This is a genomic window from Sphingopyxis sp. MG, from assembly GCF_002953155.1.
GTDB lineage: Bacteria > Pseudomonadota > Alphaproteobacteria > Sphingomonadales > Sphingomonadaceae > Sphingopyxis > Sphingopyxis granuli.
On record NZ_CP026381.1, the window covers coordinates 732,766 to 751,887 of the forward strand.

General features: G+C 62.0%; 17 protein-coding genes. 5 read left to right on the forward strand and 12 right to left on the reverse strand.

Annotated features, from left to right (window positions below; all coding sequences use genetic code 11):
* Positions 1 to 8 precede the first annotated feature (8 nt).
* From C3E99_RS19630 to C3E99_RS03375, 4 genes are all read right to left on the reverse strand, one after another.
* On the reverse strand, positions 9 to 1,097 hold the full coding sequence (locus C3E99_RS19630) for a hypothetical protein (RefSeq protein WP_158682090.1): 1,089 nt from the start codon (positions 1,095 to 1,097) through the stop codon (positions 9 to 11).
* A gap of 91 nt (positions 1,098 to 1,188) precedes the next feature.
* The gene (locus C3E99_RS03365) at positions 1,189 to 2,505 is read right to left on the reverse strand and encodes an McrC family protein (protein WP_104959406.1); all 1,317 of its coding nucleotides are present in this window, start codon (positions 2,503 to 2,505) and stop codon (positions 1,189 to 1,191) included.
* Entirely contained in the window at positions 2,505 to 5,738 is a 3,234-nt protein-coding gene (locus C3E99_RS20080) for an AAA family ATPase (protein ID WP_234002579.1), read from the reverse strand. Before C3E99_RS20080 ends, C3E99_RS03365 begins: the two co-directional genes overlap by 1 nt.
* Complete coding sequence (locus tag C3E99_RS03375; RefSeq protein WP_234002580.1) at positions 5,739 to 9,062, reverse strand: TM0106 family RecB-like putative nuclease; 3,324 nt, start codon at positions 9,060 to 9,062, stop codon at positions 5,739 to 5,741.
* Positions 9,063 to 9,150: 88 nt separating this feature from the next.
* On the opposite strand from C3E99_RS03375, the gene C3E99_RS03380 reads away from it, so the two are divergent.
* Both C3E99_RS03380 and C3E99_RS03385 read left to right on the forward strand, forming a co-directional pair.
* A complete protein-coding gene (locus C3E99_RS03380) occupies positions 9,151 to 10,134 on the forward strand; it encodes a helix-turn-helix transcriptional regulator (protein WP_104959407.1) in 984 nt (327 codons plus the stop codon).
* A 20-nt stretch (positions 10,135 to 10,154) separates the two neighbouring features.
* Positions 10,155 to 10,826 carry a HEPN domain-containing protein gene (locus tag C3E99_RS03385; RefSeq protein WP_199775060.1) on the forward strand — a complete coding sequence of 224 codons (672 nt, stop codon included), beginning with the start codon at positions 10,155 to 10,157 and terminating at the stop codon, positions 10,824 to 10,826.
* 242 nt (positions 10,827 to 11,068) lie between these two features.
* On the opposite strand, the gene C3E99_RS19950 is transcribed toward C3E99_RS03385, so the two are convergent.
* Positions 11,069 to 11,380, reverse strand: a complete 312-nt coding sequence (locus C3E99_RS19950; RefSeq protein ID WP_199775131.1) for a hypothetical protein — start codon at positions 11,378 to 11,380, stop codon at positions 11,069 to 11,071.
* Between C3E99_RS19950 and C3E99_RS03395 the strand changes: the two genes are divergently transcribed.
* The gene (locus C3E99_RS03395) at positions 11,344 to 12,927 is read left to right on the forward strand and encodes an ISL3 family transposase (protein ID WP_104959409.1); all 1,584 of its coding nucleotides are present in this window, start codon (positions 11,344 to 11,346) and stop codon (positions 12,925 to 12,927) included. The genes C3E99_RS19950 and C3E99_RS03395 overlap by 37 nt on opposite strands.
* Here the strand turns inward: C3E99_RS03395 and C3E99_RS19955 are convergent.
* From C3E99_RS19955 to C3E99_RS03415, 4 genes are all read right to left on the reverse strand, one after another.
* Entirely contained in the window at positions 12,900 to 13,130 is a 231-nt protein-coding gene (locus C3E99_RS19955; RefSeq protein WP_234002705.1) for a DNA -binding domain-containing protein, read from the reverse strand. The genes C3E99_RS03395 and C3E99_RS19955 overlap by 28 nt on opposite strands.
* Before the next feature lie 196 nt (positions 13,131 to 13,326).
* The gene (locus C3E99_RS20335) at positions 13,327 to 13,602 is read right to left on the reverse strand and encodes a transcriptional regulator domain-containing protein (RefSeq protein ID WP_442800478.1); all 276 of its coding nucleotides are present in this window, start codon (positions 13,600 to 13,602) and stop codon (positions 13,327 to 13,329) included.
* Between the two features lie 168 nt (positions 13,603 to 13,770).
* Positions 13,771 to 14,037, reverse strand: a complete 267-nt coding sequence (locus tag C3E99_RS03410) for a DNA -binding domain-containing protein (protein ID WP_104959411.1) — start codon at positions 14,035 to 14,037, stop codon at positions 13,771 to 13,773.
* Positions 14,038 to 14,154: 117 nt separating this feature from the next.
* Positions 14,155 to 14,403 carry a helix-turn-helix domain-containing protein gene (locus C3E99_RS03415; protein WP_047166147.1) on the reverse strand — a complete coding sequence of 83 codons (249 nt, stop codon included), beginning with the start codon at positions 14,401 to 14,403 and terminating at the stop codon, positions 14,155 to 14,157.
* A gap of 333 nt (positions 14,404 to 14,736) precedes the next feature.
* On the opposite strand from C3E99_RS03415, the gene C3E99_RS03420 reads away from it, so the two are divergent.
* Positions 14,737 to 15,015 carry a helix-turn-helix domain-containing protein gene (locus C3E99_RS03420; protein WP_234002581.1) on the forward strand — a complete coding sequence of 93 codons (279 nt, stop codon included), beginning with the start codon at positions 14,737 to 14,739 and terminating at the stop codon, positions 15,013 to 15,015.
* Positions 15,008 to 16,249, forward strand: coding sequence for a type II toxin-antitoxin system HipA family toxin (locus tag C3E99_RS03425; protein WP_104959413.1), 1,242 nt, complete (start codon positions 15,008 to 15,010; stop codon positions 16,247 to 16,249). Before C3E99_RS03420 ends, C3E99_RS03425 begins: the two co-directional genes overlap by 8 nt.
* A gap of 65 nt (positions 16,250 to 16,314) precedes the next feature.
* Here C3E99_RS03425 and C3E99_RS03430 read toward each other — a convergent pair whose 3' ends face one another.
* The 3 genes from C3E99_RS03430 to C3E99_RS03445 all read right to left on the reverse strand — a co-directional run bounded on the left by C3E99_RS03430 (position 16,315) and on the right by C3E99_RS03445 (position 18,877).
* A complete protein-coding gene (locus tag C3E99_RS03430; RefSeq protein WP_047166144.1) occupies positions 16,315 to 16,641 on the reverse strand; it encodes a DUF736 domain-containing protein in 327 nt (108 codons plus the stop codon).
* A 602-nt stretch (positions 16,642 to 17,243) separates the two neighbouring features.
* Positions 17,244 to 17,684: a hypothetical protein gene (locus C3E99_RS03440; protein ID WP_104959414.1), complete on the reverse strand. Its 441-nt coding sequence runs from the start codon at positions 17,682 to 17,684 to the stop codon at positions 17,244 to 17,246.
* A gap of 266 nt (positions 17,685 to 17,950) precedes the next feature.
* Positions 17,951 to 18,877 (reverse strand): DUF2493 domain-containing protein, encoded by a 927-nt coding sequence (locus C3E99_RS03445; RefSeq protein ID WP_104959415.1) that lies wholly within the window; start codon positions 18,875 to 18,877, stop codon positions 17,951 to 17,953.
* Positions 18,878 to 19,122: the final 245 nt, after the last annotated feature.

Below are 19,122 nucleotides of genomic sequence, written 5' to 3' on the forward strand. Positions count from 1 at the left end.
CTTACTGATTAACTGGTCTGTTCGTGCGTATCCGGCGGGCCAGGCAGCAGAGACTTTTCCAGATCAAGCACGACCCGCAGGCAGAGCGCAGCGAAGCGCTCGATCTCGCCGCCGATCAGGCGGACCGTTTCGCCGGGCTGGTCTGATTGCGTGAGTTCGACGTAATGCTCATCGGCGATACCGAGATTGTGCCCGATGACGTGGCGCTTCTCGATATTCAGGCGCAGCAATTCGAGGTCGTCTTCGGACAGGACGTGGAATGGATCGATGCCAATCTCTTTGAAAAGGGAACGTCCACGCCCGATGTTCTGGAAGGCGTTACCGACCGTTTTCTTTTTCAGCAGTCCTTCGGCTTTGTCCGGCAGGCCTTCACGAACAAGATGGCGGTAAATCGTCTTTAGGGCAGTCTCGAACGCCGTCAGAACGTCTTCATGGGCGTTTCCCATCAGGCGATACGCCGTCTCGGGCCGTCCGGCTTCATCCTGCGCGTCAGCAAGCGCAACCTGCTCGCGCACCAGCTCGACTTCCCGCTCAAAATGCTGGCCGTAGCCCGGCGCACCACAATCGGGGCAGAACAGCGCGATGGCGTAGACAGCGTACTCTCGCGCGCAGACATTGCAGGTCAATTCTCGCAGGAGGTCTTCACGGATGGCGAGAGGCCGCGGTCGTCTGCTCGGCTTGAAATCCATCTTTATCGAGATGAGCCCGCCCTTGCCCTGACGTCGGTTAAAGTTCTTCGCCAGATCGGCGATATGATCCTCGACGTCCGCAGTTGCTTCCCACGCCACTTGCTTTTTGACAGCCTCGATGTCGGAGAAATGAATGAACTCATCGTCATCGGCCACAAAGCCGGAATAGGGACATACCGTTTGTCCGGGGCCCGGTTCGCGTCGGATGGCCAGGCGGTGTTCTTCCGATATCGCACGCGTCTCTGGAGCATCCCCGATCAGAAATAGCCGGGGCGCCGCGCTCGGATTCGGAGAATATTGGTAGGCCTTGCCCGAAGGACTGCGGGGCAGCGGGTAGGAAAGCTGCATCTTATCGCGCGTCCCTCCTGTTCTATGGCGCTCAAGACGCCGGAAGCGGAAATTGCTCATTTTCGTCCCTCGCAACGCTTGTAAATTGCCCGGATGAGTGCGTAACCGCCGCCGGTTGGACCAAGCTTCGTTCCCTGAGATCGCCAGCCCATCATCCTACCGGTTCCAGAGCCACCGGCTCTTCCCTCAGGATCAGGCGGCGAAGCCGCCCCAGCATGTCGGTGCTGTTGGCCACGTCGATGCTTGCGGTTTCCAGGATCGTGGCGTGTCCGGTGATCGCATAGCGCCCATGAACCATGTCTTGGCCGCCGAGGCCGGGATGGTGGGGATAGAGCAGCGTCAGGCGCGGCGCGTCATAGAGCTGGGCATAGGCCATCATCTGGTAGACATCTGCCTGCGAGACGCCCTGTTTGGGATCATCGATCCGCGCCGATATCCGCTTCCACTTGGTGTCGATGACATGGACGACCCTGCCGCCTTGGCGGATCAGGATATCGGGCCGGGTCTGGAACAGGGCGCGTCCGCTGTCCTGCGCGCTCAGACAGAACAGCCGTCCGCCCTGCAACGAAACAGTGAGCCCGGTTCCTGCCAAGGCGCGGGCGATCAAGCGCCCCACATATTCCTCGAACAGCGCGTTCATCTCAAACAGCATGGCGGTGCCCTGGCCGGCGCCGCCTGTGGTCGTCTGATAGCGGTCCTGCAAAAAGAGCCGCGCCATGGCGAAGAGCTCCTGCCAGGCCCGGTTGGTGCGGTCGATTACAACCTGATCCCAGCGCAGCGCGGCAACCGAAACGTCGGTAATATCAGCATAGACGAAGGCCAGCTCGCGCAGGCGCTGCTGGTTGGCGGCGCGCCGTGAGAGGCGCGCCAGGCGCAGCACTGCAGCTTTCATGATCCGGTTGAGCGGTGTGTCTTCGGACAAAAGATCGAAGCGGCAGGCAAGGCGCGAGGGATTGACCGCGTGGCGGGTGAACTGGCGGGTGATGTCGAGCTGACCGCGCAAGGTCGGCAGATCGTCTTCGCAAGTGATATAGCGGCGCGGCATACCCTTGCGCAGCGCTTCGGTCAGCTTGTCGCAGAAGATGCGGATCAGGATTTCGAGCAGGGTCTCGCGCTGCCAGGCAAGATCGGTGATGACGCCCAGGTCAATTTTCAAATCCAGCGCGACGGCCAGCATATGCACCAGTCGCTTACGGATCGCTGCATTCTGGTGATCGGTTGTTTCACCGGGCGCCACATCGATCTTGGGCAGGATCTCCAGGCTCGCATCGCCCGCTGCCAGAATTCCGACCACGCCGCGCGCGCGCAAGGCATGCCGGCCATGTTCGAGCACGCCGCTGCCGCCGCGTCCGGCAAAGGCCGAGCGAGCCGCCAGTGCCGCCAGCTTACCGGCATAACCGTCGGGAATCTGCCCCGCGCCTTCGCCGTAGGCGAGCTTGTCCCATTCCCGAACCGTATAGGCGGGCATCAGGCGGCAAAGTCCGAAAAATCGAAGCGCGCCTTGACGCTCCAGCGCAACTTGTCGCCGCTCAGCTCATCGTCGGCAAAACCGGCCGGCGCCGTCAGCCGCCGCGCTTCGAGGAAATGGGAGCCATTGGTGCCGTCGCCATCGCCCAGCACCGCGGCGACTTTCGACCAGTCCTCGTAAAAATACTCCGCCAAGAGCGGGATGACCTTATGGCGCATGACGTCTTCAACATCGGCGCGGCCACGACAACTGGTGAAATAGGCGTGGCCGATCTGGTGTTCGCGATCGAAGAGATATTCGATCCGCTCGTTGATCGTGTGCAGCAGCTTGCACAGGTCGATCCCCTCGAGATTTGCGGCATCAAGCCCTCGCGCCGCCAGCGCCCGCCGCAGTTCCTCAACGTCGGGCATCAGCTCGCGGAAGGTGAAGCGGCGGCGCAAGGCAGTGTCGAGCAGCGCGATTGACCGGTCCGCCGTGTTCATTGTGCCGATGATATGTAGGTTGGCCGGCACGCCGAATTCATCTCCCGAATATGGCAGATGTACTTTGAGCGCATTTGCCTGACCCAGGCGCTTATCGGGTTCCAGGAGCGTGATCAGCTCGCCGAACACCTTGGAGATATTGGCCCGGTTGATCTCGTCGATGATCAACACGAAGGCTTCGCGTTCGGAATCGGCGTTGGCCTTCTTATTCGCGCTGTTCATGTAACGCTCTAGGGCCGGAATATTGAGGCGCTCCTTTCTCAGCGAGTAGAGCGACCGCATAGTGAAATTGCCGTCGTAGATTTCAGTGACCGGCACGCCCGCGGCATCGTGCCATAGCCAGCGAACCGCGCGCCGGTGGCCATAATTGCCCTCCGGCCGCGGATGATATTCGTAGGGCCCGGTCACCGCGCCAATGGCGCGGACCAGCCGATTGCCCTTTGACACGACGATAATATCGCCGGTTTTGAGTCGATTGCGAAACGTGTCGGTAATCGATACCTGGCCCGACTGCAGCGTGACTGGACCTTCGATCTTGCCCTGTGCTTCGCACGTTTTCAGGATTTCCTCGGCGCTAGCGTATTTTGGGTCGCTCCAATCGATATCTTCCCAGCTCAGCAAGGTGTAGCCGCCCTCGATCGCTTCTTCGAACAGCTCTTGATCGCCGGCACTGGAGCCCACCGACATCTTGTAGATCTGGCGACCATCGATCGTGATCCGGTTGCCAGTCGCGGCCTTGTCCAGGCCGGTTTCGGCACGTTTGGCGATGCGCCGGAATATCCCGGGCACAGTCTCGAGCCGGAAGCCCGCAGAGGCAGCTTCCTCATCATCGTCGGATCCTGTCATGGGCTGCCGGCCCTCGACAAAATCCTCATAGGCCATCGATTGGTGAAATGTGACGAACTCGATCCGGCCTTCGCCGGCAAGACGGTGATACTCGGCCATCAGCGTGTCGCGGTCATCACGCAGTGGTTCGGCCGCCGCGTCGCCCATACAAAGCCGCACCGCCTCCCAGGCTGTAGCATAGGTCTTGCCGGTCCCGGGCGGGCCGTAAAGGATGAGATTGGTGGTCGCCGGCATCGCAGTGGTGGGTTCAAAGGTCATGGTTTGGTGCCCTTCCGCTGAGGCGAGCTGATAGGTGAAAACGGTAGAACTGCTAGGATTTGGCAGCGTGTGCGCGGGCGCGGGGACATTGGCGAGCTTCTGAAATTTCTCGCCGCCGAGCGCGCTGCAGATCGCCGGGAACGCGTCGCGTAGCCCCATGTCGCGGCCAAGATCACCGGCGCGAATTGCAATGTCTGCCGCGCCGTTCTCACGGGCAGGTTCGACATAATAGTTTCGCGCACAGAGCCGGATGCGATCTGCGTCGCGGATCAGATGCTCGTAGCGCTCCGGCGGGGTGACCGGTGCGTCATCGGCATCGACGATGATGTAACCCGCATTGTGGAGCTGGGCGGCGGCATCGGCCTTCTGTCCCCATCCGCCATTGAGCTGCGTTTTGCCGCGCAGGAAGCCAACGATCGGCTTGGACGGATAGACGCGGCTCGGCCGCGCCCGTGTCGAGCGCACCCAATAGTCGCGCGGCTCGCCAAAGGCCTCGAAGATGGCGGTGTGCTCGCCCGACTGGCGGTAGCTGTCATAGGCGTCCATCGCCCCCTCGATCGCTTCGCGCGAAAAGGTCGCCGCATCTTCTTCCTTGTAATTGTGGACGATCCACAGCGCGCTTTGCACATCGATCATGTCGCGCGGCGCCAGACCCCGGTCCGCAAAAGCGGCGCGCACGGCCTGCATGAAGCGCCATTCGTCGTGATAGGTGTCGGCCATCGACGCATGATCGGGAAAGCGGCTGCCAACCGCTTCGAGCCAGAGATCCTGGCGCACCGAATGGCGGATATAGATGCCTTCGTCCGGAGCGAGATGGAGGAGCAGGAATTCGGCGATCTGGCGCGCCGGATCGGGCTTGCCGTCTGGGACGGCCGCAATCCACGCGTCAACAAAGGACTGCAGCGCCGAGGCGTGACCGTCCGCTGCACCAAGCGCGGCGTCGACAAGCGCGCGCAAGGCCGGCCAGAGCTGCTCGCGATCGGCGTCGCCTTTGGGCGACATCGGCCAATAGGCGCGCCATTGCAGCAGATTGCTTTTGGCCAGCGCGGTGTTGACGGCATCAGCCAGTTCCTGGTCGGAACCGGCCTGTTCGATCGCCGTCCTGAGCTCCGCCGCAATCGCCAGCTTGTAAGTCCGCTCCGCCTCGTCGAAATGAGGATCGGGCGGATCGAAACGGTCGAAGGCGGGAAAGAAATGGCGTAGCCGCTCGATCCAGCGCGTGATCGCAGCCGGATTGAGCATCAGCGCTTCGCCGGACTGCAACAGCACCGCGATCAGCCGGCGCAGGGTTTCGGCGTCTTCAATCCTCACGACAAAGCAGTCAGCGTCGCCAAAGGACCAGTCGCGGCTGAGAGCGGAATGCCGACCGCCATCCTTCATGCCGCGCTGATAAGGACGCAACTCGGTGGCAAAGCCATTCGCCTCGACAGAATCGCGCCATCTTATGTGCAGAAAGACGTTGGATGGATTCTGGATTTCCCAGACGAGCCGCTCGCCAGGGCCATATTCAAGCGACACCATCTTCTTGGTGATACCCGCGCCGGGACGGAGTCCCGAGCTGCGCAACACGTCGAAAAGCGCTCTTCGCAGTGGAATGGAGCCCTCGCGCTCATTTTCATCGAGGCGCGCCTCGAAATTCTCCCACATTCAAACGTCTCCAAACTCAGGCAATGCGCATAGCGTGTTGACGAGGCGCATCTGTTCAACTGTGTTGCATTTTGCTTCGCGCAGCCGCGGTGCGCCGAAGACGAGCGCCAGGCCTTTGGCGCGCGAGACAGCGACATTGATGCGGTTGAGCGAGAACAGGAAATCCATGCCGCGCGGGGTTTCCTCGACCGAGGAGGCGGTCATGGACACCAGACAGACGGGTGCTTCCTGCCCCTGGAATTTGTCGACCGTGCCGACACGAATGCCAGCGGGCAAGGCGTCCTGCAGGGCATTGACCTGTGCATTATAGGGCGCAACGACGATGATATCGGCGGGCTCAAGGGCGCGCGTTGTCCCATCCTTGTCGGTCCAGCTTCCCGAGAGCAGATCGTCGATCGCAGCCTGAATGGCAGCGACTTCCTCGGCTGCGATCTGGGCATTGCCCTCATGGACGACCGGCGCCCAGAAAGCACCAGCTTCAGGAAAGCCCGTCCCGCGGACTGCCTGGACGGCTGTATCGGGCGCGCTAACGAGCCTGCCTTCATAGACCTGCCGCGAAATAAACCTGCAGACATCGGGATGCATGCGGCGCGAGACCGGCAGGAAGATGCCGCGATCGGGCGGAATGGTGGCGTGCTCGCCCAGCATCCATTCGAGACAGGAAAGGTTGGCCGGATCGGGATGGGCACCCTGGATGACCTGCGGCAATTGCCGCGGATCGCCGACCAAAACGATGTTGCGCGCGCAGCGCCCCATGGCGACCATATTGGCCAGCCCCACTTGCCCGGCTTCATCGATGAAGAGCCAGTCGAGCGCCTGCTCGTGCTCGGATCGGGCAAAAAAGAAGGCGGTGCCGCCGATCACATGGGCGCGGCTCCAGAGGGAATCGTCATTGGCCGTCGAGCGGATGACGCCGGTACAGTCGTCCGGATAACCGTCTTCGCCGCTGCTGACCTTGTGGCCGATGCACAGGCCCGGGACAGCATCGTCATCATCTTGCGCGGCAAGACACCCCATCAGCACATTGCGGATCGCCTCATGGCTGTTCGAGGCCACGCCAACACGGTGCCCCTGGCGCACCAGCGCAAGGATTGCCCGTGCGGTCACATAGGTCTTGCCGGTTCCCGGCGGCCCCTGGATCGGCAGCACGGTTCCATCCATTGCGGCGATCGCCGCGATCGTACCGGTCAAGGGATCGGCGCCATCGAGCAGATCGGCGCGCGGTCCCGTCACCAGACGCGGGGCCGTGCGCGCCAGCAGATCATCGAGCGCGGTCAGGCGGCGCGCACCGCATTGATCGTCGATCACATCGCGCAGGGCCGTGGCAATGACGTCCGTATTAAGCGGCCAGTCGGGGTGGAGCGTCAGGCGTTCGGTCAAAAGATGCGCCTTGGCCGCCCCCGCCTTGATCGCGATGATCCGCTCGGAGCGGTCGAGCTCTTCGATGCTGACAGTGGCCGGCGGCCCGTCAATGACCGGGACCGTCGCTTTGCGGCCGGCCCGCAGCTTGGTCTCCTGGAGCGGAAAGCGATAACGGCGCAGCACCGAGCGTTTGACGGGTTCTGCCAGATCAATGGCTTCCAGACCGGCCAGTGCATCGAGATCGTCGATCAGCTCGTCCTCGTCCTTGCCGGCGCTGTCGAAGACCGCCCATTGCGCAGGCTTGGCCTCGCGCTTGTGAAACAGGCCGAGGTTGAACAACATGTCTTGCCGCTCCTGCGGCAGACCGGATGCGGCAAGCTTCGCGCGCAAGGCCTGCGTATCGGCGTCTTCCTCGACTTCCTTGTCGCCGGCATCCACTGCCAGTATCGGCCAGGGCGCAGCGGGGCGGATGCTCACCAACCAATCGCGCAGCTCCTCGGTCGAGATACAGTCGATGCGGTTATAGTCTTCGATCTCGTCGAGGATCGTTTTTTCGCCGGTTTCGCGCCAGCGCTCATAGGCCACGACCGAGCCGCCGGCAGTTTTGACCTCACCTTCGCGCACCCGGCCATAGAAGGCTTCCATCGACTTGATCGAGTAATTGGCTTCCGAGCCGATCAGCGCGCCGCGCACCACCGCGAAAAGATCGACAAAGCGCCGCTCGCGCAGCAGGCGATCGAGAAAAGCCTCGCCGATTCCATACTGTGTGGTCAGCCGCCGCAAGGCGGTGATCTCATAGGGCGCATAGTGATAGATGCGCGCTTCGGGATGGGCCGCGAGCCTTTGCCGGAAAAACTCCAGAAGGCCCGCCAAAGCCCGTGCTTCGGCGCCGTGATCATGTGCCCAGAAAGCCTTGAACTGGCCATCGAACCAGACGCCGTGGAGATATTCGAGCCCGCCTTCGTAATGCGGATCGCCCTCAATATCGTAGAAAAGATCGCCCGGCTGCGGCGCGGGCAAAAGATCAAAGCCCTTGCCGGGTTCGGCCTCGCGCAACTCGAAGGCCGGCGCCCCGGTCTTGCGGGCGTGCTGCAGGCGCGCCTGCGTCACCAGCCGCGCCCGGGTGGTCTCGGCCATGCCGCGGATGGGCTGATCGAGCCCGGCCAGCCGCTCCATGGTGGTGATGCCAGCCGCCTCGAGTTTCTTGACCTGGGTCCGGGTAATGTTGGCCACGTTGAACAGGCTGTCCTCGGCATGCCACTGGCTTTCGCAGTGATCGCCCCAGCGGCAAAGCCCACAATCGGCACAAGGGATCGGCCGGGTCGGCGCCGGGTTTTCCAGGAAAGCCTCGAGCCGCTGACGCGCCATGCGCGCATAGGCCTGATAGTCCGCGAGCCGTAGCTGCGCCCGGCTGCCATCACCGAGTTCAACATGGGCAAATTCCGGGGCGACACCCTGAATCTCGGTCAGCAAATCCGAGTAGAGCACCAGTTGCAGCACATGTTTGGGATGGGGCCGGCGCTTGAGCTTGGTGTCGGTGACTTCGTAGCTGAAGGGACCGAGATCCGACGGGCGCTCGACGCGTTCGAGAAAGTCCGACCAACCGCCCCAATTGTCGCCCAGCAGCGCCCCCTGAAAGACGATCTGCGGACCGCTTGCCAAAGCAGCGCGGGTTGCCTGCGCATTCTCGGCAAGGTCGGACCGGTCGATCTCAATCACCGACACATCCGATGCCTTGAGCTTGGCCAGATGAGCCGCTTCGTGGGCATCGCCCTGCTTCTGGAGCAGCGCTGCATCTTCGGTATCTTCACGCGGCACTGGCCCCTTGCCGCGCATATAGGCAAGATCGAGCGCGGTCGCGTGAGCGCAGCCCATGAACCGCATCAGATCCGAGGCGGACAAGAGTATCCGATCCCCCTCAATAGTTCGCATTACCGCCCCCTCGTCGAACGCAATCTCCAACAAGACTTGCATCTCGACAGATTGCACGTTCAGCCATAGCGTGCGTGGGTGTCAATATCTGACATAGTCTGTGACCAGGATTTGGATCATGTCGTTCGCCAAGGCTCAGGACCTGATCAGGCTGGCGCGTCTGGCCGCCACGCGGCGGACGGGGATCGGCCTCGACGAGATCTGCGAGGAATTCGGCGTTTCGCATCGCACGGCGCAGCGCATGACCGATGCGCTGGAGACCGTGTTCACCAATGTCGAAGCGGTGGATGGTGACGACCGCCGGCGGCGTTGGCGTGTTGCCGACCCCATGCTCGACCGGCTTCAGACCCGCCAGGAAACGGCGGTCGAAGCACTGGAGATCGCCGGCCGGACGGCGCGCGGCGATGGGCGGCTACGCCACGCGGCGGCCCTTGAAGACTTGCGCGACGGATTGCTGGCGCGACTGACACCAAAGGATGCGCTGCGCACCGAAGCCGACGTCGAGGCGGTCCTGCTGGCAATGGGCTCGGTGACGCGGCCCGGCCCGCGCGTTAATCTGGCGCCGGCGGTGCTCGATGCCGTGATCGAGGGACTGCGCGGCCCGTTTCGTCTGCGGCTGCGCTACCGGGACGAGGATGCGCCCGAACGGATCATCGAGCCGCACGGGCTCCTGCTGGGGCATCGCAGCTATCTGGTGGCGCGCCAGCCGGCGCGCGGCGAAGACATGCTGAACTTCCGGATGGACCAGATCTTGAGCGCCCAGACCCTGGATGAGAGCTTCAGCCTGATGCCCGGCTTTTCGCTGGAGGACTATGCGGCGCAATCCTTCGGCGTCTACCAAGATCCGGCGCAGTATGACGAGGTCATCTGGCATTTTGCGCCGCACGCCGCAGCAAGGGCGGCCGAGTTCTGCTTTCACCCAAAACAAACCGTTGAGGCGCAAAAGGATGGCGGCCTCATCGTGCGCTTTCATGCGGCGGGCTGGCTCGAGATGGCGTGGCATCTCTATCAATGGGGCGATGCGGTCGAGGTCATCGCGCCCGAGGGGCTACGCACGCTGGTCGAAAACCACCGCAGGAGCGATTTTGGCGCCCTGCCATAAGGCAACAGGAACGAAGCGGAATGACCACAAAGACGGGCCTCACCTATGCGGAACTGAAAGCCAAGCAGCGCGCGATCCGCGAGGGCTTTCCGCAAACGATGGGCCTGCGCGTCCATCGCGCCATCAGCTGGATCGGCCGCGCCGAGGCCTGCGGGACCGACGACGACGCAAAATTTATCTTCCTGTGGATCGCGTTCAACGCCGCTTATGCCGACGAAGGTGAGTTCCAGACCATCCAGCCGGGCGAACGCGCCGCCTTTGCCGACTTCTTCGGAAAGGTGATCGCGCTCGACGAGCAGCGTCGCATCTACGGGGCAATCTGGCAGCGCTTTTCTGGACCGGTGCGGCTGCTGATGGAGAACCGCTACGTCTTCAATCCATTCTGGCAGCACCATAACGGGATTGCCGGCTTCGAGGATTGGGAAGATCGTTTCAAAGCCTCCTCCCGCGCCTTCGCGCAAGCCATCCAGAGCGGCGACACCAAGCGCGTGCTCAGCTTCGTCTTCGACCGGCTATACGTGCTGCGCAACCAGCTCGTTCATGGCGGCTCGACCTGGAACAGCGGCATCAACCGCACTCAGGTCCGCGATGGCGCCGCGATCCTCGGCTTCCTGATGCCGGTCTTCACCGATCTGATGATGGACAATCCCGACAAGGACTGGGGCAAGCCCTTCTATCCGGTCGTTCCTTGATGGCCAGCAGAGCATCGACCACGTCATTCTTAGCGCTATCCAGCAGTTGTAAAGGAAAACGGCCGATTTATCGACCACTGTTCTGACATGTCGGAGACATTTCCAGCACGCCGATCTGCCGTTGCTCAAAGCACGAGCCGCCAGACAGGATCAGATGCTCAGGCCGGTGCAATACAACTCTAGTCTAGCCCTGCACCGGAACTGATCGGGCAGAAAATGGTCGAAGGTTGAATATCAGCGAGCTAATTGTCGCGTCCGTCTTCCTGCTCCGTCAGTTCGGCTTCGGTTAGAATCGTCACCAAGACCGCTTGATACAGGTTCCAGATAAAGGACTTCAGTAGCATCAGCAGGAAAACGAGCCAGGCCGTCATTGCGGCGAACATCAGACATGCACCAATGACAATCACAAGCTGCCGGCTCTCAGCCAACCTGTCAATCGGCGTGCAAACGGGGCTCTGACTCACTTTTGGTGCAAGTGCGTTGATAATGGCGAGTTTCCCCGAAGGAGGATATCGCCATGCATGGGAGCGGTTTTCGCGAAGCCATTGCGCCAATAGGATTGGTGATCGACAAGGTCGAGTATGCCGCCGATCAGATACTGATCACCGGGCGATCCCGATTTCGAGTTTCGATCTGCCCGAACTGCTGCCGCCCATCTGCGCGTGTCCACAGTCGATATCACCGTACACTCGCCGATCTACCATCTCATGGCCGGCCGGTTCGGATTACTCTTGTCGCCCGGCGTTTTCGTTGCGCCACATCCCGCTGCACCACGCGTATCTTCGTTGAACGCTTTCCTCCGGATGTGACTGCAACATTTGCCCGGCGTACGACCCGCCTGGATTCTATCGTACATCACCTTGGGCTGGCGCTGGGTGGGCGTCCGGCGGCCAGCTTGGCGCGCCGCCTTCTGATGCCGGTCAGCAAGGACACATTGCTTCGAACTGTGCGTCGGCGCTTCAAGGGCGCTCAGGTTAAGCCTACGATCATCGGCATCGACGACTGGGCGTGGAAGCGCGGACAGCGATATGGCACGATCGTCTGTGATCTGGAGCGCCGACAGATTATCGACCTCCTCCCCGATCGTGGCGTCGCCACCGTAGAAGCGTGGCTCAAGGCCCGGCCGGAGATCTGCATTATCTCGCGTGATCGCGGTGGCGGGTACCGGCATGCGGCCGCGCGCGCCTTGCCTGACGCCCTGCAGATTGCCGATCGCTGGCATTTGATGGAGAATGCCAGCCAGGCGTTCCTCGACGCTGTCCGTAAATCTATGCGCGCCATTCGCCAGGCACTTCAATCCGCCGAACCCGATCCAGAACTCCTCACCTGCGCTGAGCGGCTTCAATACGAAGGCTTCAAGCGGCGTCAGGATGCCGATGATGCGATCCGTGTGCTGCTTGGAAAAGGGGCGTCCATCAAGGCGGTCGTTCGCGCGACCGGCTATGCCCGCAAGACCGTACGCCAGGTCGCTCGTGGCGGACGATCCGATATGTTCCGCACCCGGCTTAGCTCTCTCGACCCGTGGCTCGGGACGCTCGATGCCGAATGGCGTTCCGGTTGCCAAAATGGTGCCGAACTCTGGCGTCGGCTCAAAATCATCGGCTTTAACGGAAGCCTGCGTGTCGTTGCAGAATGGGCGACGCGGCGGAGGCGCAACGAGGCAGCTCCGAACAACGTGTCGCGCGTCATTCCATCAGCCCGTGTGATTGCCCGGCTTATGACGATGGCACGCGATCAACTCTCGCAATCAGAAGCCACGCTTATCGCGACGATTGAAGCCGCCGTCCCGGCGCTCGTCGTCGTTCGAAATCTTGCCGACCGATTCCACCGGATCATCAGGCAACAGAAAGACTTCGAGCTCGCCACATGGATCGACGAAGCCCGGAAAACGCCGCTTCGTTCGTTTGCCAATGGCTTGAGCGACGACTGGAATGCGGTGAAGGCCGCTATCGTAGAGCCCTGGTCCAACGGGCAAACGGAAGGGCAGATCACGAAGTTGAAGCTCGTCAAACGCCAGATGTATGGGCGCGCCAAGCTCGATTTGCTGCGGGCGAGGCTGATGCCACCTCTCGATCATCCCTCTTTATTGCACCAAAAGTGAGTCAGAGCCCTTTTTGCACGCCGATCCACAGCCGCGACCCGTTCGGGACCGAAAAGAGCGTTGGCGATCTGGCGATAAGTGGCGCCATTGGCCCGACCGTCGGCGGCTCGCATCATCAGTCGGATACGTCGACGCTGGTACGGCGTGATGCGTCCGTCGCGGGTAACGGGGCGCGCGCTCAGCGCTTGCCAGAGCCGCAGCACTGCCTCGACCCGATCGGGCAGATCGTCGTCGAGTGGCAGGATGACAGCCGAGGCTCTATCGGTTTTTCGGCCCGACAGCAGGAGGATCTGCGCGACGATGCCGGCGCGATGGATGGCATGGAGACCTTCTGGACTCGAGCGAACGTCAGCAGGCGCGGCCAGTGACGGTGACGGCGGCAGAAATTTCGGAGCGTCGTCAGCGAGCAAGACCGCCGGATTGGCAAGCGGCGACCATAGGACGTCCTGACGAAGCGCGGAAAGGCTCGGACGAGCCGGGAAATCGCAACCCCCAGTGACGCTGGGCGTCGGTTGAATAGGGATGATCTTCGGCCTTCATGGCGACGAGTTCGCCATAATGCTCCTGGTAGCGTTCGAACCGCCGCAAACATTCCCATGCGAGCCCTTCGACCGAGAGCGTGTCGAAGAATTCATAGCGACGACCGTCTCGCCAATGGGAAGTGTCCGGTCGCACCCGTCCCTCCTCACGTGCAAAGCGCAGGTCAGATTTTTCGCCGAGCTATTTACGACAAGATCTGTTGCAGCGGCATGACAGGGCGGCCAGCAATGCGGAAAATCCCGACAGGCCGCGAAACGCCGTATCTCGCCCGCGCGTCTCCGTGCGCCGCGCCGGACGCGAACTTCAGACCTGTCGCTTCCAGAGAAGATGACGGTAACCGGTCTGCGCCATCCATTTGGCGCGCGCCAGATGAGCATCATGGACCTGGCGCGCGCGATCCGGCTCGAGATTGGGGTCGATGCCAAACAGGATATGAACGGCTTCGGTCCACTCGGCACCATCGGCAGCGGCATCCAGCAGTCGCATGTACAGCTTGATATGGGCACGGTCGTAGGCGGTTAATTCGCTGGAGGCCGGCGGTGCATCCTCGAAGGGTTCTATCGGGGGCATGTCAATTGCCTGGTGCGTGCTGCCCACTGCAGGACGCGGGGTAACACCAGATACTCCAGGATTGTGTGTTTTGGGAGAATATCCCTCGGAGGGAACACGGCATCTGCCGCTTGCCCGTCAGCGCTTTTTGTCACCACCATCATGGACCAGCAGCACTCCGTGTCCACGCTCGGTCGACAAGAGGACGACACCGGCTGCTTCGAGAGCCCGACGGACCTGATCGCGCGTGCTTTCGTACACCTCGAGGCCGCTTTCGGATTCGAGGCGCTTGAGCGCAGTCAGTGATACACGGGCCTTGTCAGCAAGCGTCTCCTGTGTCCAACCCAGCAAGGCGCGCGCGGCCCGCGACTGTCGGGCGGTGATCATGCATGATCACCTCCCATTGCGACCGGCGCGCACTCCAGAACTACGACTATAATAGTCGTTCTTGGCAAATAGTCATCGGGAATTGGCCAGCTGTTCCGCAGCTACAGCGGCGCTGACCTTTGTTGTCGGACGACTGATTCGGCCAACGTAGGCTGACGGGATTGGCCATGAAAGATCACTGCATGATCTTCAAACGTATCAATCTCTCGTATCGAGATATGCTTGTGGATCATCGTCTTGCCTTCCAGGCCGCTCTATGATACGTATCCGGATCAAATCAGGCAAATTGATCTGTAAAGGATTCGCATGAAAGCCGAAGCAGAGGCTCTGAATATGATCGGCGACCATTTTCGGCGCGCACGGCTAGCGGCGGGCCTGACGCAGGAACAGGTCGCCGATCTCGCCGGCATATCCCGTCCCCGCTATCGCGACGTCGAGACCGGAGCCGCAGCGGCGCGCGCCACGACTCTGATCAATGTTGCCAGGGCGCTTGGCCTGGAGATGATGCTGGTGCCTCAGGCGATGGTCCCGGCCATCGAGGCGCTGCTCAGCCCGCAGGGCGAGGACGACCGGCCGGCTTTCAGCCCACAAGCGGAGGGTGACGATGAATAAAGCCCGCTCCGCCGAAGCCCTCCTGTCTCTCGATGTTTTCCTCAATGAGGTGAAGGTCGGCACGATCGTCAGGACACCGGGCGACTTCAACGCCTTCAGCTTCGATCCCGCCTACCGCGCGAGCGGAGGGCATCCCGTGTTGAGCCTGTCCTTCCGCGCGGCAACAGGAGGATTGCGCAAGGATCCGCGGCCGGTGGCAGGCGCCTTGCCGGCCTTCTTCGCCAACCTCCTGCCCGAGGACAAGCTGCGCGAGGCGATGGAAAAGCATCACGCCCGGACCGTCCGGCCCGGCAACGATTTCGATCTGCTGGCTGCGCTGGGCGCCGACCTGCCAGGCGCTGTACGGGTTGTGCCGAGCAACGGAGATATCGTCGCCGCAACCGCTGCACTTGAGGGCAAGCCGAAAGCACGTTTCTCGCTCGCCGGCGTGCAGATGAAGCTTTCGGTGATGAAGAACACCGGCAAGGGCGGCGGGTTGACTGTGCCGCTCGGAGACAGCGACGGCCAGTACATCGCCAAGTTTCCTTCGACCGCCTTTCCAGGCGTGTCGGAGAACGAGTTCGCCAATCTCGCGCTGGCCGAAGCGATCGGCATGGACGTGCCCGAACGCGAGCTGGTGGGCAAAGACCAGTTCGAAGGCATCCCCGAAGAGTTCGAGACCCTGGCGGAGGGTCTGGTCCTTCTTATCCGGCGGTTCGATCGCGCCGCCGGTGCGCGACGAATCCATATCGAGGATTTCGCCCAGGTCTTCGGCATCTATCCGGCACGAAAATACGAAGGCGCGGCCTATCATGACATCGCTGCGGCGCTGAATGTGGCGATCTCGCCGATAGCGGCGCTGGAGTTCGTCCGCCGCCTGACCTTGTCGGTGGTCATGGGCAATGGCGACATGCACCTGAAAAACTGGTCGCTGATCTACCCCGGTGACGGCAATTCGCCCGCCCTGGCGCCGATCTACGACGTGCTTTCGACGGTTCCCTATATCCCGGCTGACAATCTGGCTTTGTCACTTGGCGGGGAACGCGCATTCAAGGCACTGACGCTGCCGCGGTGGAAGGCTTTCGCCAATCGAGCGCGGCTTCCAGAGCCCGCCGTCCTGAAAACTGTCAGCGAAACTGTAAGGCGCATCGATGCGCATTGGTGGAAATTGCCGGAACGTGATGCCGTCCCGTCGATCGTTCTGGAGCGGATCGACGCCCATGTCAGGGCCATGATGCCTGTCCTCTTGGACTGAGCGCCGTTCATTGGTGCGGCTGACAGAGAAATGGCCCCGGCTGTGTCGCCGGGGCCATTTGCGCTTCAGTCGCCGCGACGCGGGTTGGGGCGGGACCAGATCAGCGAGTAGGCTTCGCCGTCCTCGTCATCGAAGAGGTTGGCGTAGATCGGAGCGGTGAAGCTCGGATCATCGAGCTTGAGACCCAGATAATCGCGGCCTTCGCCCGAGCGCTTGGACCAGGCGGCACCGATCTCGGCGCGGCCGACCAGGACCCGATGGCTGGGAGCGTTCTCGCCGTTTGCGCGGATGTCGGGAACGATACGCACGCCCTTGGCCTGGACACTGAGGGTGACGATTTCGCCGGTGAATTCGTTCGAGCCGGTCTTCTTGAAGGTACCGATGGTCGCCATTTCAAATCTCCGTTTTCCGTTTTCGAGCCCGCACCATTGCGGCCTCGATGGCGATCGACGGGACGGAGACGATCGCTGGCGCATCCCCGTTTGCGGGGACTGGACAGCACAGGAGGGACTTTCTTGCTCGCGCGAGGAATGACGCGCCTCGGGGGCCCATGGAACATGGGGTGGGCCGTCAGGGGAAGAAAGTTGTGACGACGCTGTTGCGCCAAAGCGATCGAAGCGCGCCCCGCGCGCTGGTCTTCGGCCAGATCAGGCCATGGAAGAGGCCGCTTGGAGCGGTCATAGATACGAGAAGAACGCAGAGTCTGGCGCATTCAAGGTTCCGCCGGACCGGTCGCGACGGATGCCCGTAACGTCGCCCCTGTCCTTGGCACGCGTACTGCTATTTGCCCCAACCGAAGTCGGCGAGAACGCATCCCGCCTGGGTTCCGCAATGTGCCCGCGAAATTCGCGCCACCCGTCCTGCGCTCCCGCTATGGGCCGCATCGCTCCACCGGGTTGATGCGAGTTCACCACGCCGGTCCCGCGCCACTTATCTCTGACGACAACGAGCTTATCCCTCTGTTCTGGCCTCCACCCGGATTCTGCACACGCGGCTAGATTCGCGCATGGCCCGTGTCAGCAGGCTCGGCAGATGCCATTGCCGCAAGCCGCAGGAAGGTCGTCACTCCCACAGCAATTGCGCCAATGATCGAGAAGATGAGCTGCCAGGTCTCGGACGGCATCATATGTTTGACGATGCCGAGCGTGGCATAGAAGCCGGCGACGACAGCCGGAGCGACAAAGGCGAGTGCGATCAGCAACCGCGCCCATAGCGGCCGGACCGCAATGAGCAGGCCTTGGGCTGCCGCCAAGGTCAGGCCGGCAGCAAGCAATCCGACAAGAACGGCCCCAAGCCAGCCCGCACCGGTGCCGTAGGCCCAGATACCGGCGTTCACACCGATGAAGAAGGGTAACGCAAAGACGGCAAGGTTGAACAGCAGCCAGCACATGAAACCTATGGCGGCCATGGCGACGAGAATACCGAGAAAGGTCATGGTGGTGTCTCCGTGCAATGGATTGGACGGTGCGCCTGCCACCACCTCCACGGCGCGATCGGAACAGTAGCAGAAGTGCCAGCGATCAGTAAGAACAAATAGGGATCAAGGCGATCCCCTGACCTTGTCCGGCCCTTTTCCTTGCTCTGCCTGGACCTGCTCGGATCCAGCGGCCCATCACGTTAAAGGCGATGAGTTTCGCCGGCATGACAGGACGTCGAGCCGTCTCCGGATCGTCGAAGGCCTTGAGGAATTGCGGGCGGCGCTCACGCGCCGCCCGTCCCGAAGCGGTAGACAGGAATGCCCAATTTGCGCGCCTTGTCGGCCAGATTGTCCTGGATCCCGGTACCGGGAAAGACGATGACCCCGATCGGCATCGTGCCGAGCATCTGATCGTTGCGTTTGAAAGGCGCGGCCTTGGCGTGTTTGGCCCAATCGGGCTTGAAGGCGACCTGCGGCACCTTGCGATTGTGGGCCCAGGTGGCGGCGATGCGCTCGGCGCCCTTCGGCGACCCGCCATGCAGCAGCACCATGTCCGGATACTTGGCATGAACCTGATCGAGCTTGTCCCAGATCAATCGATGATCGGTGGTCTCGCCACCCGAAAAGGCGATCTTCGTGCCGGCCGGTAACAGCACGTCGTTGTCGGCGCGTCGCTTGGCGGCGATGAAGTCCCGGCTATCGATCATGGCCGCCGTCATCTGGCGATGATTGACCCGTGAACCCGAGCGCGGCGACCACGGCATGCCGAGGGTGCGCAGATAGATATCGGCAGCGGTCTCGCGGAAAAGCTCAAGACTGTCGCGGCGTTCGATCAGGCTTTGCCCGACCCCGATCAGGGTCTCGAGCTGGACGGATTTCACCTCGGATCCGTCCTGTTCGCGCTGGAGGCGTTTCTGGGCCTGCTCGTTGTCGTCGAGCTTCTTTTCGATCCGTTCGACAGCGCGGTGGAAGGTATTGACGCTCGACCAGAGGATCTCGGTAAGGTCGAAATCGAGACTGGTGTCGGCCATGGTAGAGATCAGGGCGTCGAAAATGTCAGCGACCGCGCTCTGGATGATGTGATCCTCGGGCGTGATCCGGGGATCGGGCTCGTCCTCTGACGGACGATAGCCGTAAAGCTCAAGCTCCTCGATGACATGACCGGTGGCAGATGTCGCGTGATCGGGTTCGCGTTCGTCATGGGCGTACATGGCAGGCTCCAATGGCAAGGACCGCGACCGTCGCGGCCTCATGGCGACGACAAGCCCGCAGGCGGTCCGGCCAGGCAGCCCGAGCCTTTCGCGAGGGCCTCGATGGCAAAGCCCGGCTGATTTGCTTCGCGCTGTAAAGGCGGAGGAGACGGGGTCCCCACGCGACTCGTCGCATGGGGTGGCGGGCCGCCGACGGAAATCAGTCGGGCGCCGCCATTGCCCGGCCGGTCCGTTTGTGGGCCGCT

What these genes read in the sequence shown, in the direction of transcription:
- C3E99_RS03430 (WP_047166144.1), bottom strand. Translation starts at nt 16,641, where the DNA reads ATGGCGACCATCGGTACCTTCAAGAAGACCGGCTCGAACGAATTCACC.
- C3E99_RS03380 (WP_104959407.1), top strand. Translation starts at nt 9,151, where the DNA reads ATGTCGTTCGCCAAGGCTCAGGACCTGATCAGGCTGGCGCGTCTGGCC.
- C3E99_RS20080 (WP_234002579.1), bottom strand. Translation starts at nt 5,738, where the DNA reads ATGTGGGAGAATTTCGAGGCGCGCCTCGATGAAAATGAGCGCGAGGGC.
- C3E99_RS03425 (WP_104959413.1), top strand. Translation starts at nt 15,008, where the DNA reads ATGAATAAAGCCCGCTCCGCCGAAGCCCTCCTGTCTCTCGATGTTTTC.
- C3E99_RS03410 (WP_104959411.1), bottom strand. Translation starts at nt 14,037, where the DNA reads ATGCCCCCGATAGAACCCTTCGAGGATGCACCGCCGGCCTCCAGCGAA.
- C3E99_RS03365 (WP_104959406.1), bottom strand. Translation starts at nt 2,505, where the DNA reads ATGCCCGCCTATACGGTTCGGGAATGGGACAAGCTCGCCTACGGCGAA.
- C3E99_RS03415 (WP_047166147.1), bottom strand. Translation starts at nt 14,403, where the DNA reads ATGATCACCGCCCGACAGTCGCGGGCCGCGCGCGCCTTGCTGGGTTGG.
- C3E99_RS03445 (WP_104959415.1), bottom strand. Translation starts at nt 18,877, where the DNA reads ATGTACGCCCATGACGAACGCGAACCCGATCACGCGACATCTGCCACC.
- C3E99_RS03440 (WP_104959414.1), bottom strand. Translation starts at nt 17,684, where the DNA reads ATGACCTTTCTCGGTATTCTCGTCGCCATGGCCGCCATAGGTTTCATG.
- C3E99_RS03385 (WP_199775060.1), top strand. Translation starts at nt 10,155, where the DNA reads ATGACCACAAAGACGGGCCTCACCTATGCGGAACTGAAAGCCAAGCAG.
- C3E99_RS03420 (WP_234002581.1), top strand. Translation starts at nt 14,737, where the DNA reads ATGATCGGCGACCATTTTCGGCGCGCACGGCTAGCGGCGGGCCTGACG.
- C3E99_RS19630 (WP_158682090.1), bottom strand. Translation starts at nt 1,097, where the DNA reads ATGAGCAATTTCCGCTTCCGGCGTCTTGAGCGCCATAGAACAGGAGGG.
- C3E99_RS03395 (WP_104959409.1), top strand. Translation starts at nt 11,344, where the DNA reads ATGCATGGGAGCGGTTTTCGCGAAGCCATTGCGCCAATAGGATTGGTG.